This is a genomic window from Moraxella marmotae, from assembly GCF_042219885.1.
In the GTDB taxonomy this organism is placed as follows: Bacteria; Pseudomonadota; Gammaproteobacteria; order Pseudomonadales; family Moraxellaceae; genus Moraxella; species Moraxella marmotae.
Window position 1 is genome coordinate 1649842 of the sequence record NZ_JBHJHR010000002.1, and the last position, 12879, is coordinate 1662720.

General features: G+C 45.6%; 21 protein-coding genes. 13 read left to right on the forward strand and 8 right to left on the reverse strand.

Annotated features, from left to right (window positions below; all coding sequences use genetic code 11):
• Positions 1 to 7 precede the first annotated feature (7 nt).
• The 6 genes from ACFBZI_RS07515 to ACFBZI_RS07540 are packed head-to-tail and all read right to left on the reverse strand — an operon-like array spanning position 8 to position 2142.
• Positions 8 to 601 carry a single-stranded DNA-binding protein gene (locus ACFBZI_RS07515; protein WP_375714454.1) on the reverse strand — a complete coding sequence of 198 codons (594 nt, stop codon included), beginning with the start codon at positions 599 to 601 and terminating at the stop codon, positions 8 to 10.
• Complete coding sequence (locus ACFBZI_RS07520; RefSeq protein WP_375714453.1) at positions 598 to 858, reverse strand: hypothetical protein; 261 nt, start codon at positions 856 to 858, stop codon at positions 598 to 600. Before ACFBZI_RS07520 ends, ACFBZI_RS07515 begins: the two co-directional genes overlap by 4 nt.
• Entirely contained in the window at positions 855 to 1370 is a 516-nt protein-coding gene (locus ACFBZI_RS07525; protein ID WP_375714452.1) for a hypothetical protein, read from the reverse strand. The genes ACFBZI_RS07520 and ACFBZI_RS07525 overlap by 4 nt, the downstream gene beginning before the upstream one ends.
• On the reverse strand, positions 1367 to 1756 hold the full coding sequence (locus tag ACFBZI_RS07530; RefSeq protein WP_375714451.1) for a hypothetical protein: 390 nt from the start codon (positions 1754 to 1756) through the stop codon (positions 1367 to 1369). Before ACFBZI_RS07530 ends, ACFBZI_RS07525 begins: the two co-directional genes overlap by 4 nt.
• A complete protein-coding gene (locus ACFBZI_RS07535) occupies positions 1737 to 2006 on the reverse strand; it encodes a hypothetical protein (RefSeq protein ID WP_375714450.1) in 270 nt (89 codons plus the stop codon). Before ACFBZI_RS07535 ends, ACFBZI_RS07530 begins: the two co-directional genes overlap by 20 nt.
• Positions 1996 to 2142: a hypothetical protein gene (locus ACFBZI_RS07540; RefSeq protein ID WP_375714449.1), complete on the reverse strand. Its 147-nt coding sequence runs from the start codon at positions 2140 to 2142 to the stop codon at positions 1996 to 1998. Before ACFBZI_RS07540 ends, ACFBZI_RS07535 begins: the two co-directional genes overlap by 11 nt.
• A 174-nt stretch (positions 2143 to 2316) precedes the next feature.
• On the opposite strand from ACFBZI_RS07540, the gene ACFBZI_RS07545 reads away from it, so the two are divergent.
• Positions 2317 to 2577 carry a hypothetical protein gene (locus ACFBZI_RS07545; protein ID WP_375714448.1) on the forward strand — a complete coding sequence of 87 codons (261 nt, stop codon included), beginning with the start codon at positions 2317 to 2319 and terminating at the stop codon, positions 2575 to 2577.
• Here the strand turns inward: ACFBZI_RS07545 and ACFBZI_RS07550 are convergent.
• Both ACFBZI_RS07550 and ACFBZI_RS07555 read right to left on the reverse strand, forming a co-directional pair.
• Complete coding sequence (locus tag ACFBZI_RS07550; protein WP_375714447.1) at positions 2574 to 2801, reverse strand: hypothetical protein; 228 nt, start codon at positions 2799 to 2801, stop codon at positions 2574 to 2576. The two genes, ACFBZI_RS07545 and ACFBZI_RS07550, sit on opposite strands and share 4 nt — an antisense overlap.
• Positions 2802 to 2819: 18 nt before the next feature.
• Entirely contained in the window at positions 2820 to 3554 is a 735-nt protein-coding gene (locus ACFBZI_RS07555; RefSeq protein WP_375714446.1) for an XRE family transcriptional regulator, read from the reverse strand.
• A gap of 148 nt (positions 3555 to 3702) precedes the next feature.
• On the opposite strand from ACFBZI_RS07555, the gene ACFBZI_RS07560 reads away from it, so the two are divergent.
• From ACFBZI_RS07560 to ACFBZI_RS07615, 12 genes are all read left to right on the forward strand, one after another.
• On the forward strand, positions 3703 to 3924 hold the full coding sequence (locus ACFBZI_RS07560) for a transcriptional regulator (RefSeq protein ID WP_375714445.1): 222 nt from the start codon (positions 3703 to 3705) through the stop codon (positions 3922 to 3924).
• Positions 3925 to 3980: 56 nt separating this feature from the next.
• Positions 3981 to 4934, forward strand: coding sequence for a primase-helicase zinc-binding domain-containing protein (locus ACFBZI_RS07565; protein ID WP_375714444.1), 954 nt, complete (start codon positions 3981 to 3983; stop codon positions 4932 to 4934).
• Between the two features lie 18 nt (positions 4935 to 4952).
• Positions 4953 to 6662, forward strand: a complete 1710-nt coding sequence (locus ACFBZI_RS07570; protein WP_375714443.1) for a DUF5906 domain-containing protein — start codon at positions 4953 to 4955, stop codon at positions 6660 to 6662.
• Between the two features lie 326 nt (positions 6663 to 6988).
• Complete coding sequence (locus ACFBZI_RS07575; protein ID WP_375714442.1) at positions 6989 to 7417, forward strand: hypothetical protein; 429 nt, start codon at positions 6989 to 6991, stop codon at positions 7415 to 7417.
• Between the two features lie 112 nt (positions 7418 to 7529).
• Entirely contained in the window at positions 7530 to 7835 is a 306-nt protein-coding gene (locus ACFBZI_RS07580) for an HNH endonuclease (protein WP_375714441.1), read from the forward strand.
• A gap of 120 nt (positions 7836 to 7955) precedes the next feature.
• A complete protein-coding gene (locus ACFBZI_RS07585) occupies positions 7956 to 8435 on the forward strand; it encodes a terminase small subunit (RefSeq protein WP_375714440.1) in 480 nt (159 codons plus the stop codon).
• Positions 8435 to 8614, forward strand: coding sequence for a hypothetical protein (locus ACFBZI_RS07590; RefSeq protein WP_375714439.1), 180 nt, complete (start codon positions 8435 to 8437; stop codon positions 8612 to 8614). Before ACFBZI_RS07585 ends, ACFBZI_RS07590 begins: the two co-directional genes overlap by 1 nt.
• Positions 8611 to 8970, forward strand: coding sequence for a DUF6378 domain-containing protein (locus tag ACFBZI_RS07595; RefSeq protein ID WP_375714438.1), 360 nt, complete (start codon positions 8611 to 8613; stop codon positions 8968 to 8970). The genes ACFBZI_RS07590 and ACFBZI_RS07595 overlap by 4 nt, the downstream gene beginning before the upstream one ends.
• A complete protein-coding gene (locus ACFBZI_RS07600) occupies positions 8967 to 10658 on the forward strand; it encodes a terminase large subunit (RefSeq protein WP_375714437.1) in 1692 nt (563 codons plus the stop codon). Before ACFBZI_RS07595 ends, ACFBZI_RS07600 begins: the two co-directional genes overlap by 4 nt.
• 53 nt (positions 10659 to 10711) lie before the next feature.
• A complete protein-coding gene (locus ACFBZI_RS07605) occupies positions 10712 to 11314 on the forward strand; it encodes an HK97 family phage prohead protease (RefSeq protein ID WP_375714436.1) in 603 nt (200 codons plus the stop codon).
• A complete protein-coding gene (locus ACFBZI_RS07610) occupies positions 11311 to 12645 on the forward strand; it encodes a phage major capsid protein (RefSeq protein ID WP_375714435.1) in 1335 nt (444 codons plus the stop codon). Before ACFBZI_RS07605 ends, ACFBZI_RS07610 begins: the two co-directional genes overlap by 4 nt.
• A 53-nt stretch (positions 12646 to 12698) precedes the next feature.
• Positions 12699 to 12875, forward strand: coding sequence for a hypothetical protein (locus ACFBZI_RS07615; protein ID WP_375714434.1), 177 nt, complete (start codon positions 12699 to 12701; stop codon positions 12873 to 12875).
• The last annotated feature ends 4 nt before the right edge of the window (positions 12876 to 12879 follow it).

Here is a 12879-nt window from a genome sequence, read left to right on the forward strand (position 1 = left end):
TGAAAACTTAAAACGGAATATCGCTATCATTAACTTGTCCAACAGGGCGTTGCATTGCTGTCTGTGGCGATGGTTGCGGATAGCCTTGTTGCCCTTGATACTGTGGCTGGGCAAATTGTGGCTGCTGCTGGGCGAATTGTTGATTAAACTGATTATTCACCTGCCCAGTCGCTCCGAACTGTGGCGGTTGTTGATACGCCGATTGTGCCATTTGTTGCACCGCTTGCGGTGTCTGCTGTGGTGCTTGGCGTGGCGTGTTACCATCATCTTTACTACTGCTTAGCATGTTTAGCGTCGTGGCTCTAATATCTGTGCTATAACGCTCGATGCCGTCGTTTTTATCTGTCCACTTGCGTGTTACGATTTTACCTTCGACATAGATTTGTGAGCCTTTTCGCAGATAATCACGCACAATCTCCGCCAAGCGTCCGCTAAATACGACACGATGCCATTCAGTGCTTTCTCGCTTTTCGCCCGTTTGTTTATCTGTCCAACGCTCATTAGTTGCGATTGACACATTAGCAATGATGCCGTCGGCAAACTGCTTAATATCAGGGTCAGCACCCAAAAAACCTACCAAAATTGCTTTATTTACGCTCATTGTTTAATCTCCAGGTAGTTACAATCAACACATTCATTACACTTAATCTCTTCTATCAATCTGCCAAGCTCATCGATTTGCTCTACTATCATATCTAACTGCCTGTCAATGCCAGCCAATCTCAATGCTTCGCCAATCGGTATTATTGGATTTGCTTTCGCCATTGCGGCAATGAGATATATAAATTGGGTTTTGATTTTGTTCTGTGCAATCAGCGTTGAAATCAGCTTTTGCACTGGCGGACTGTTATTACTCACAACAAATCTCCTTTTAACAATTCATTGACAAATTTCACCGCCTTACCGCTGGCGGTCAATACCCCATAATCACCCAAATCACCAATATTGCCGTCGCCTGTGTTTACCGTGCGGATAAAGCTGGCATTGACATCTGAGCGTTTTAGCCGTCGATAGCCGTCAAGTAGGGCGATTTGGCTGGTCTTATACGCTTTATCATTCACCGCTCGATTTAAGAAGTTTAGCTGATCGGTATCGACAATAATCGCCAAATCAATATTGCTAAATCGTGGCTTGGGGCGTTTGCCACGCTCAATCATCGCTGCACGGTCAAGATGACTGTCATTACAGACAATCCGCAGCTGATACATCGGTGCGTTTTCGCTGATAATATCAAGCTGCTTATCGGCGTCTTTATCCGCCAAATCGACACATGCTGAAGCAATGCCGTGGCTGTTGAAATGACTGGCTATTCGCCGTGCCACCGTGCGACACTCGACTTTTACCGCTCCTGCGATAAGTATCGTTCTCATGCCTTGCCCCCAGTGTATATGTGCATCAGATACTGGCGAGCGGTTACAGCTTCTAGCTCATCGATGGTTCGCATCGGCATGATTGCCGCCCAATCCATATCGTATTCGGCTCGTATCATGCCGCAAGCATTACGGCACATCGCCATAGCAAACACTGTACCAGTGGGTTCGTCTCTGACGATTTTTTGGACGATGCCATACCATACCTGTTCGCCTTCGTCGATATATTTAACGACATCAAGCGGCATCAGCTCACCGCCACAGATAACAGTTTCGTCATCGCTAAATCTATCCAGCGAACTCATACGCCACAAAAGCTGATCAATCAGCACTTTGGCATGATTATTCACTGCTGACTGGCTTGGTTTATTTGCTAAATCGGTCATAATATTCATTCTCACAATGTTGAATGGCTCTACAAATCAAGTTCACTTCTGTGGGCGTCATACGCACGCTACCGATGCGGATTTGGCGGCGGATAACTCGCAAATTACCCAGTGCAAACACTAACGCCAACTCGCCTCCATGTTCTTCATACCGCTTTAGGCTATGCACCGCACCATTTAAGCAGTGCCTGCTCATCGCATTGTATGGCTTGAGTTTGCTCATATGATGAATATACTGTTTAATGTTCATCAACCACCTGCACGCTGCTGTACTGATGGGCGATGCGTAGCATATCCTGCTCGCTGTCGTCTATCCAAGCATTGATAAGTAACACGAACAACAGCGACACAATCAAAGAAAAAATGATATTTTGAACAAGTTGCATGGTTTACCCCTTTGCATTTTCGTTTTGATGTATGTATAATACTACTATAAGTAGTATAACGCAAGTATTAATACTATCAAAAGTAGAAAAAGTTGCTAAACTATTGATTTTTAACTATTTAAAGTAGTATTTTTAGGTAATCAAAAACGCCCTTGGGGCGTTATTGGGTGTATTATGAATGTTGTAATTAATGTTTTCTTTTTTGTTGCGTACTCTTTATTCGTCTATGTGATGGGTTTTTTGCTGGCTAGAATTTGGTACAAACCCAAAAAAACAGATATTGTTACCATTGATGAATGTGTACAAAGAGCTGTGGATAAGCAATTTCTCAAAGGGGCAAGGGGTGATAAGATTGATGTCGCTGATTTGTCACACTATACAGCGATTGTGGGTAGAGACAGTGTAATTATTGTTAATCCCTTTAAACAGCTCTAATTAATAAAAAATGTAACAATAGCAATAATCGCCGCCAGCACAGTAAAAATATCTGCTGTGCTGGTCAATACATGTTTATTTTTCTCTAGACAGTATTTTACATGGCTAATAAACATCGCTAATCTCGATGGGTCATAATCTTGCCCTGTCAGATAGCCGCTATCGCTATTGATTTTATCACCACGGATAAAGGTTTTGATAAATTCTGCTTTAATTTTTGTCAAAAATTTAAACATCTATCATTACCACCGCTTCAACACTGACCAATTCCACACCCAGCCGATAATTTCAATCGTATTTAGCTCTTCGCCTGTTACGATTTCATCTTCATATTTTGGGTTGTGGCTGCGTAACACTAAGTCGCCATTGGGGCGTTTTAGCAGATATTTCACTCTCAAAAGTTCGCCGTGGTTAAATGCGTAAATTTGACCTTCTCTAATTTCTTTTTTTGACTGATCCACCGCTATCATTGAGCCGCTAGGGATTAGCTCTTCCATGCTGTCGCCTTTGAGCGTCAGGCAAATCACGCTATCAGGGTTTGCACCGCTGGCATAAGCGGCGGTAATGCCGTATTTAATCCGTCGCCGCCCATCATCTGGAGCTGGCAGCCTACCATCACCACCAAGCAGCTCAACATCTTTATAATAGGGGACTTCGAACTCATCATCATCAAGCGGTGTATGACCTTCCCAAAACTCAACCGCTCTTACTTCGACTTCGCTAATGGGTTGCCCATCTCGTGGACGATAAGTGATTCTCTTCTTACCTTCACCATAACTTAGCCACGCTGTTGATACGCCCAAAACTTCCGCCAGCTGCTGCATTTTGTCTTCTCTGGGCTTGGCAAGCCCATTGGCATAACGGCGTATCATTTCGTAGTTGATTTTTGTTTTGTCACTGATAGCGACCCAATCCAATTTTTTGGCATCAATCGCTTGTGTAAAACGCTTGGCAAATTCTTGATGAGAAGTAGTCATGTTACCCCCAAAAACTATCTATGTGATAGATATTATCATTAACAGCTACTAATAGTAGTAGCAAATATTATATTACACCATTTTTAGGCTTGCGTCATTACTATTTTTAGTAGTATAATACAACCCAAAGTAGCGAAATGGAGACAATATGACAGCACTTAATAGAGCAATCGACCTAGCGGGCAGCGTGTCCGCACTGGCTCGACAAATCGGCGTAACGCCGTGGGCAGTCGCCAAGTGGAACCCTGCCAAAATTCCAACCGATAGATGTCTGGCAATTGAAAAAGCCACAGGCGGACAAGTTACCGCCGAAGAGCTGCGACCAGATATTAACTGGCAATATGTCCGCCAACAATCCAACACGCAATAAAAAATCTCGTTGGGTGCGACCAACGAGATTTCAGCTAACTGTAGCGAGTTAATTATATGACAATTTCAGCTAAAAAACAACCCAAACGCCCGTATTTGGACTTCGAAAGAATCAAAATGCAGGCAAATGGCAACTTTACTGATGTAATATTCCCAGCCGTGGGCATTTCCTTAATGTCCACTCACCCCATGAAACACCAGCCCTGTCCGCTGTGTGGCGGTAAAGACCGCTTCAGATGCGATGACAAAAACGGCACTGGCTCATGGATTTGTAACCAATGCGGAGCAGGCGACGGCTTTAGTCTTGTCGAGCGATACACAGGCACATCAAACTATGAGCTGATGTCGCTGATTGCCGGCATTCTTAATATCGACGCCACCGCCCAAATCAGCGAAAGCGACAAGCAAAAATGGCGAGATGCCCAAATTCAGCGTGAGAGCAAGCAAGCAGCGATTGACGAGCAAAAACGCCAACACGCTGCCGCCACCGCTAATCAGCTTTGGCAATCTGCCACGCCAAGCGATGGCACGCACCCATATCTCATCAATAAACAAGTGCGTGGCGAGTATTTACGGTGCAAAGACAATATACTGCTTGTACCGCTGTATTTCACCGACCCCCAGACCCTACAAACCAAGCTGGTCAATGTGCAAAAGATTGACGAACACGGCAAGAAGTTATTTTTGGCAGGCGGACAACAAAAAGACTGCTTTTTTGCCATCGGTCAAGCGTCAGAAGTGGTGTTTATCGGCGAAGGCGTGGCAACTTGTGCCGCTGTCTATGAGAGTTTTGGCGGTCAATACATGGCGGTCTGTGCGTTTAATGCTAATAATTTGATGGGCGTGGGTCAGACAATCCGTCGCATTCTACCGACTGCTAAGCTGATTTTTATTGCTGATAATGACGCATTGACGGCTTATAACACGCCAAATCACGGCAATGTTGGCATCGATAAAGCCACCGCAGCCGCTGCCGCCGTCGATGGCTTGGTAGTTTTCCCAAATTTATAATAAGTAAGGATATTACAAATGCAAAATGTTGATTTTAATGATTTACTCGTACAAAACGGTGCGGCTGCGGTGCGTGAACAAATCACCCCAGCTATTACCGCCGCTTTATCTACACCGACCAAGCCAGCCAATATGCTACTGCCTGCGGACAATCTTAAGCTACAAGATGCCCTAAAACGCTATCACAGAATCATGGTGGGTCAAAATCTTAGCAATAAATTCTATGACGAGCAGACCGACCAAATCATCGGCAAAAAAGACTTTGCCAACGCTATCGGCGGTAAAATATGCAACGAATGGTTAAAAAGCAGCTATCAAGTCATCAATCAAGAGCAAATCGCACGCAAAATGACTGACGGACACGGCGAGAGCTTACAAGACTTGCTAGAGCGTTATTATTACATCGAAAACACAAAAGAAGTGTGGGACAATGCCAAAAAAATCCGCTTCAATATCGAAGGCATGCGATATGGCTATCCACGACTATTCAAGCATTGGAACGAAGACCCCGAACGCCTAAAAATCAACCCAGCCAACATCTGGTTTGACCCCACAGACAATCACCGCCCACAAGTAGCAGGCGAACTATACACCAACAGTTTTAAAGGTTTGCCATTGAGTGCATTAGACATCAGTCATGAGCAGGCTAAAGCAGAATCCAAGCCGTTTTTGGATTTGTTATTGCACCTATGCAACGGCAATCAAGAACACGCCAACTGGGTGCTAAATTGGCTTGCGATACCGCTACAAAAACTGGGTTCAAAAATGAATACTGGTTTGATTTTTCACGGCAAAACACAAGGAGCCGGCAAATCGTTGTTTTTTGTCAGCTTAATGCGAAAAATCTATGGCGAATACTGCAAAACACTGGGACAATCCCAGCTTGATAATCAGTATAACGACTGGGCAGACGGCACACTTTATGTAACTTTTGAAGAGATTTTTGCTGGCAATGACCGCTATCAAAATGTGCAAATGGTCAAGCATCTAATCACTGGCGAAGAAATCTACATCAACCGCAAGTTTATCAGTGGTTATACGCAAGCCAACTTCGCCAATTGCGTGTTCTTATCTAACGACATGATGCCGTTGGCGATTGAGCCAGACGATCGCCGAATGTTTGTTATTTCGCCAAAAAGCAAATGCCCACGCCACATCAGCCAAGCGGTATCAGATGCCTTGGCAGACCCAACACTGACCAAAGTGCGTGCGTTTTTGCAGTATTTACTCACCAAAGATTTGGGCGAGCAAAACGCCAAAGACGATGCGTTAATGACCGAATACAAAGAGCTATTGATTGAGATTTCATCGGCTAATTGGGAGCGTTTTGTTAAAGAGTGGATACATGGCTATTTGCCAGTGCCGTTTGAAACTTGTCCGTCTGATGAGCTATTTAAGTTGTATGAGCAGTGGTGTATTGCTGGCAACGAGCGAGCCACGAGTAAGAACAAATTTTCAGGCTACTTACAGCAATACCCCAATATCACCAAGAAAAGAACCAACTACAAACTCAGAAATAAAAACGAGAGAAAACAAGCAACATTTTTTGTCGTGGGTGAAGAACCGACAAACAAAACGCTTGAAGTTTACTACTCTGAGTGCTACTATAAGTTTTTTGATGCGTATGTTAAGCACAGAGCATCACTACATTTAGAACCATCTATCAGCCAGATAGTCAATCACCCCAGCCAAAATAACCCACCAGCAATGAGCAATATGCCGTTTTGATGCACTCTAATCAGTCATGATGCAGGGTTGATGTAGTCATGATGTAGGCACTAAAACAGACCCCAAAGCCAATGATAGCAAGGCTTTGGGGTTTTTTGATGCACATAATTTACAGCCCAGCACTTACTATAGAAAATTTTTTATTCTATTCATTAATTTTTTTTCTATTACAAATCTTATATTTATACCTGCATCATTACATCAAGGTATATTGTAAGCTAGATATAGTAAGGGTTTGAGCTTGATGTAGGCATGATGTAGGCTAAAGCAAATTTGACCATTTGCCTACATCAGATTTATAATACTGTTTTATTAATGGAATGCCTATGCACTATCAATTCGTCCGCTCACTGGCTGAAAGTTTTGAGCATATCAGCCGCTTTGAATCCGCTTGTTATCATTACTTGTATAACGCCGACTGCACCGCACGCCGTGATTATTTCCATATTCTCTACCATCATTATTACGATAAGTGCTTGATTGACCACCCACGCATTAACCGCCAGCACCTGGACAAGCTGGTTAATGCCGCCTTGTTAGAGCTTACTTATCCAGTGGCTAGTGATGGTTACGCATGGTCAACCAATGACCGCTGTCTATGCACTGGTATCAGTCGCCGCTCGTGGTATCGCCACAGCTATCATACGCTTATCAAGTCCATCATTGACGAAGTCCGCACAGTGAGCGACACCGTCGATATGCTGATTGGTTCACAGTTAGCCGACTACTACAAAGCAAATTCAAATTGTGCTTGACAGTTGGCACAGTTTTGACTATATTATTCTCATAATAGTAGTATTGTAACTTTATCCTTGATACATCGCCTTGAGTGTTCACACTCAGGGCTTTTTTTTATACTCTCACATCATGAAATTAACGACGCTAAAACCACGCCTAAAACCCACCCAAACCCACACCCCAAAGAAATCTTGGGGCAATGGTCGTGGTGGTCGTCCATGGCGTGCTTTGCGTGCTAAGGTTTTGCTGCGTGATGCTTACACTTGCCAGCATTGTCAGCGAGCTGGCGGACGCCTAGAAGTCGATCACATTATCAACATCGCCCAAGGCGGCAGCGACGACATGAGCAATCTTCAGACGCTTTGCCACGATTGCCATGCCATCAAGACCCAAGCCGAGTCGATGGCGGGGGGAGTTCATCGATTTTTCACCTGAACCGCTGGACACCGCCCCCAAAATCGTTTACAAAAAAAATTCTGATTTGAAAAAAAAATGTCCAAAATGTCTAAGATGATAATTGTTACAGCGTTTACATAACTTAACAAAAGAAACGATATGAGCCTAACACCAAATCAAGAGAAGTTTGCTCAACTGGTGGCGGCTGGCGTCGATGAGCTGGACGCCATCAAGCAAGTGGGCTACAAAGCCAGCAGTGCATCTAAGCAAGCCTACCGCATGGCAAAGCATGCAGGGGTACAAAACCGCATCGCTGAACTCAAAGCCTACAGACTCATGCAAGATCACACCTATCAGAGCAAGCAACAACAAAATGACCCATTACGCCCAGACCAAACCGATGCAGTTGTCAGTAAGCACAGGGCGTTATTATTTCTCAATGAAGTGTATTCAAACCCACGCTACAAGATGAGCGAACGACTAAAAGCCGCCATCGCTGCCTTGCCGTATGAAGAAGCCAAAATCGCAGCCGTGGGCAAAAAAGAAACCGCTGAATCTGCGGCAGTATCGGCAACCACTGGCGGTAAGTATTCATCATTGCAGCACCAAGCCGATTTTTTTAGTGATGTGGTGAGCTGATGAAATACATGAACGACAAGGGGCAGACGGCTGAAGTCATCAGCCAGCACGCCAACGCCGACAACAAAATACGCATACAGATTGACGGCGAAGACGGGCAAACCGTGGTGGACTATGACGCATTTATCGCTGAATATCGCCACATTTACCAAGATAACCAAAATGGAGCATTCAAATGATTAGTGCTGATGAGATTTGCCAGACTGCAATTGAAACGATGAAAGAGCGTGGCAAGGCTTATGACGATAAACAGACTCGTGAACGCTCGATGGCGTCAGTTGTGGCGGCGTTTAATGCTGCAACAGGGCATCAGCTCACCGAAGAACAAGGCTGGCACTTCATGACTATCTTAAAAATCGTCAGAAGCCAGCAGGGCGATTATAAAGCTGATAACTATGTCGATGGCACGGCTTACTTTGCTCTAGCTGGTGAGTGTGCCGACCGCCACGCACCACCAAAACGCAAGATTGTGGGCTATCAAGAAGGCTTTTTGGGCTATGATGTGCCGATTTATGAAGACGAAACAGAGCAATGATTGAACCGACTTGGACAACCGCACTCACCGACTGGGAAGATAAAATCAAAAATGGCGAATCGATGATACCGTGTAAGCCATTGTTTGATATACCAGCCCAAATCGCCCTGCGAATTTTTAAAGAATTACGCTTGGTTGATGTGCTGGGCAGTCCAAAAATCGGCGAAGTCAGCAAAAACTGGGTCTATGAGTTCGTCGCTGCTATCTTTGGGGCGTATGACCCAGCGACAAAAGAACGATTGATTAAAGAATTTTTTTTGCTTATCTCGAAAAAAAACAGCAAATCAACGCTGGCAGCGGGCATCATGCTCACCGCTTTAATTCTCAATGACCGCCACTCATGCGAGATGGCGATTATCGCCCCAACAAAAGAAGTTGCCAATAACTCATTTAATCCGCTCAAAGACATGATACGAGCAGACAGCGAACTCAAAGCAATGTTCAATATCTCAGAGCATACTAAGACCATCACCCACCTAGGCACAAAGGCGACGCTAAAAGTGATTGCCGCCGAAAATGACACGGTGGCAGGTCTAAAAGCCACTTATGTGCTGGTTGATGAGCTGTGGGTATTTGGCAAGCGGCAGGGGGCGGATTCGATGCTGCGAGAAGCCAAAGGCGGTCTAGCATCACGCCCAGAAGGCTTTGTTATTTATCTAACCACGATGAGTAACGAGATGCCCGCAGGCGTCATGAAAGAAAAGCTGGACTATGCCCGAAGCGTGCGAGATGGCGAAGTTATCGACAATGAATTTTTGCCAGTTTTGTACGAATTTCCCAAAAACATGCTCGAAGATGGCACGCACCATGAGCCAAAAAACTGGCACATTACCAACCCAAATTTGGGTGCATCGGTCAGCGAAAAATACTTAATTTCGGAGTATAACAAGGCTAAAGTCGCCCCCGAAAAGGCAGTTTTGCAAGACTTTATGGCAAAACACCTAAATGTCGAAATCGGTATTTCGCTACGAGCGAACCGATGGGCAGCGGCGGAGTTTTGGGAGAGTGCAGCAAAGACATTCACGCTTGATGAACTGATTGAACAATCAGAAGTCATCACCATGGGCGGTGATGGCGGCGGTCTAGATGACTTGCTTGGCTGCTGCGTACTGGGGCGAAAAGCCGATGCCCACAGCTCACACGATGCCAAGCCGTGGCTGGTGTGGAATCGTGCGTGGTGCCACCCTGTAGCACTTGAGCGGCGAAAGCAGGACGAGCCAAAATACCGAGATTTTGCTGCCGATGGCGACTTGATTATCGTCGATAAAGTCGGTGATGATACGGCGGAATTTGCCGATATTGCAAGAAAGCTACTTGATAGCGGTAAACTTGACCGCATCGGACTTGACCCCTTAGGCATTGGCGGTATCATCGATGACTTATTACACGCAGGCATACCACAGGATAAGATTGTTGGCGTCAGCCAAGGCTTTAAAATATCTGGGCATCAAAAAACTTGCGAACGCAAAATCGCCAGTGGTGATTTGTTCCATGCAAGCCAACCAATCATGACTTGGTGCGTGGGCAATGCTCGAGTGCTGGTCAAAGGCTCTGGCACAATGCTATCAAAAGCCGAGAGCGGCACAGGTAAGATTGACCCTGTGATTGCGATGCTAAACGCCGTGGCACTGATGAGCGAAAACCCAGAACCGCCACGAGATGCCGACGATGTGGGGGTTTATTTTTAGTATTAACTACCCAAACCCTGCTAAGTTGCAGGGTTTTATTTTGGATTATCAAAATGACCAAAGCATATTCAACCCTAACCATCAAATCAGTAACCGACACCGACGATGAACGCATCATCACTGGCATTGCCAGCACGCCAAATACTGATAGAGATGATGATATTTTGGAGCCTGATGGCGTCAAGTTCTCACTACCGATTCCGCTATTGTGGCAACACAATCACAATCAGCCGATTGGCGAAGTTACCGCCGCCAAAATCACCGACAAAGGCATCGAAATCACCGCCAAAATCGCCAAAATCGACGAAAATGGCAAGCTAAAAGAGCGTATCGATGAAGCATGGCAAGCGGTCAAATCTGGACTGGTCAAGTGCTTATCAGTCGGCTTTAAAGTCAAAGAGTTTAACTATCTAGAAAACTCATGGGGGCTACACATCAAAGAGTGGGAATGGTACGAGTTATCTGTCGTTACCGTGCCTGCCAATCCTGATGCCATCATCACCAGCGTTAAGCAGATTAAAGATGCCTTTGCCCCAATCGCACCCAAAGCGGAGCAAGCCGAACCACCAAAAACCGAACCAACCAAACCCCAAACCGCCAACCCTGCCACAGGCAGCGTGGCACTTATCAACACTCACGGAGTAATACTTGTATGAACTATCAAGAACAACTGGCAAAAATCAACGCCACCATCGCCCAAAAGCACAATGATATGGGCAATCTGATGACCAAAGCAGCGAGCGAAAACCGCACGCCCAATGATGATGAAGAAGTGCAAATCAAAGCACTAGAAGACGACATCGCCAAACTTGAGAAAAATGCCAATCGCTTAGTTAATCTCATCAAAGCAGGCGAAATGGCAGAAAAATCCGCCACCGTCATCGCAGGCGACACCCCACAAGCAGCGGAACAGTCAGCGACTGGCACAGTAAGCCAACCTACCCTAAAAGTCGAGCCAAATATGGAAAAAGGCGTGGGCTTTGCCTTGTTGGTCAAAGCGTCCGCCATCGCCACCAAGTCAAAAGGCGGTACAACCACCAGAGAAGTGCTAGAGTCTTGGGGCGTACCTGATACTGTCGTCAAAGCTGCCGCCCAAAAAGCGGTTATCGGCACGACAACAGACACCAATTTTGCTGCTGCATTGACCGATTATAACAATTTGACTGGCGAATTTATCGAATTAGTCCGCAAAAAGACGGTGATTGACAAATTGGCGGCTGGCATGCGTCATGTGCCGTTCAATGTCAAAATCCCTATGCAAACGGCAGCAGGCTCTGTGGGCTGGGTCGGTGAAGGTAAGATGAAACCTGTTGGCAATCCACAGTTTGATAATATCACACTGGGTCATTCAAAAATCGCTGGCATTGTGCTACTGTCTGATGAGCTTATCCGCTTTAGCAATCCCAAAGCTGATGCCCTAGTGCGTGATGACTTGGTCAACACCACCGTTGAATTTCTGGACCAGCAGTTTTTTGACCCTACAAAGGCAGAAAGCACCGAATCACCAGCATCTATTCTAAACGGCGTGGACGCAGTAACATCAACAGGTACCACGGTCGATAAATACGATGCCGATTTACAAACCCTAATTGCCAAAGTGGTCGATGCAGGCTTTACGCTAGAAGGGGCATATTGGGCGATGAGTGAGACTCGAGCGATGCAATTGTCTGGCTTGCGTGATGCCCTTGGCAATACTTACTTTGAGGGCATGAACTTAACAGGCAACCGCTCACTAAAAGGCTTGCCAGTGGTAACAAGTGGTCAATTAGCGGATAAGATTGTACTGATTATCCCAAGCCAAATCCTGCTTGCCGACGATGGCGGCGTGGACTTCTCTGTATCTACTGAAGCGACAATCAACCTAGGCACAGAAGAGTCACCAAAACTGGTGAACCTGTTCCAAAATAACTTGACCGCCATTCGTGCCGAGCGTTTTATCCGCTGGAAAAAACGCCTAGCCAATGCCGTGGGCTATATCAAGTACTAAGCCGCCAAAAGCCCCCAAATCTGAGCGTTTGGGGGTTTTTCATTGGAGATATTATGAAAATTAAGTATCTAAAACCTGCACCGCTTGGCAACACGGGTGATATTGGCGAAGTGCCAGACCATCATGCTCGTGTGCTAATCAGGCTGGGCATCGCCGAGCCGTACAATGAAGCACCGAAGCGACAGCGGACAAAGCATAAAGAACCGCAAAACGACTTACTCAGCGAATAATGGG

What these genes read in the sequence shown, in the direction of transcription:
- ACFBZI_RS07525 (WP_375714452.1), bottom strand. Translation starts at nt 1,370, where the DNA reads ATGAGAACGATACTTATCGCAGGAGCGGTAAAAGTCGAGTGTCGCACG.
- ACFBZI_RS07600 (WP_375714437.1), top strand. Translation starts at nt 8,967, where the DNA reads ATGATTGAACCGACTTGGACAACCGCACTCACCGACTGGGAAGATAAA.
- ACFBZI_RS07545 (WP_375714448.1), top strand. Translation starts at nt 2,317, where the DNA reads ATGAATGTTGTAATTAATGTTTTCTTTTTTGTTGCGTACTCTTTATTC.
- ACFBZI_RS07540 (WP_375714449.1), bottom strand. Translation starts at nt 2,142, where the DNA reads ATGCAACTTGTTCAAAATATCATTTTTTCTTTGATTGTGTCGCTGTTG.
- ACFBZI_RS07535 (WP_375714450.1), bottom strand. Translation starts at nt 2,006, where the DNA reads ATGAACATTAAACAGTATATTCATCATATGAGCAAACTCAAGCCATAC.
- ACFBZI_RS07530 (WP_375714451.1), bottom strand. Translation starts at nt 1,756, where the DNA reads ATGACCGATTTAGCAAATAAACCAAGCCAGTCAGCAGTGAATAATCAT.
- ACFBZI_RS07605 (WP_375714436.1), top strand. Translation starts at nt 10,712, where the DNA reads ATGACCAAAGCATATTCAACCCTAACCATCAAATCAGTAACCGACACC.
- ACFBZI_RS07615 (WP_375714434.1), top strand. Translation starts at nt 12,699, where the DNA reads ATGAAAATTAAGTATCTAAAACCTGCACCGCTTGGCAACACGGGTGAT.
- ACFBZI_RS07580 (WP_375714441.1), top strand. Translation starts at nt 7,530, where the DNA reads ATGAAATTAACGACGCTAAAACCACGCCTAAAACCCACCCAAACCCAC.
- ACFBZI_RS07610 (WP_375714435.1), top strand. Translation starts at nt 11,311, where the DNA reads ATGAACTATCAAGAACAACTGGCAAAAATCAACGCCACCATCGCCCAA.
- ACFBZI_RS07515 (WP_375714454.1), bottom strand. Translation starts at nt 601, where the DNA reads ATGAGCGTAAATAAAGCAATTTTGGTAGGTTTTTTGGGTGCTGACCCT.
- ACFBZI_RS07555 (WP_375714446.1), bottom strand. Translation starts at nt 3,554, where the DNA reads ATGACTACTTCTCATCAAGAATTTGCCAAGCGTTTTACACAAGCGATT.
- ACFBZI_RS07590 (WP_375714439.1), top strand. Translation starts at nt 8,435, where the DNA reads ATGAAATACATGAACGACAAGGGGCAGACGGCTGAAGTCATCAGCCAG.
- ACFBZI_RS07575 (WP_375714442.1), top strand. Translation starts at nt 6,989, where the DNA reads ATGCACTATCAATTCGTCCGCTCACTGGCTGAAAGTTTTGAGCATATC.
- ACFBZI_RS07570 (WP_375714443.1), top strand. Translation starts at nt 4,953, where the DNA reads ATGCAAAATGTTGATTTTAATGATTTACTCGTACAAAACGGTGCGGCT.
- ACFBZI_RS07595 (WP_375714438.1), top strand. Translation starts at nt 8,611, where the DNA reads ATGATTAGTGCTGATGAGATTTGCCAGACTGCAATTGAAACGATGAAA.
- ACFBZI_RS07560 (WP_375714445.1), top strand. Translation starts at nt 3,703, where the DNA reads ATGACAGCACTTAATAGAGCAATCGACCTAGCGGGCAGCGTGTCCGCA.
- ACFBZI_RS07585 (WP_375714440.1), top strand. Translation starts at nt 7,956, where the DNA reads ATGAGCCTAACACCAAATCAAGAGAAGTTTGCTCAACTGGTGGCGGCT.
- ACFBZI_RS07565 (WP_375714444.1), top strand. Translation starts at nt 3,981, where the DNA reads ATGACAATTTCAGCTAAAAAACAACCCAAACGCCCGTATTTGGACTTC.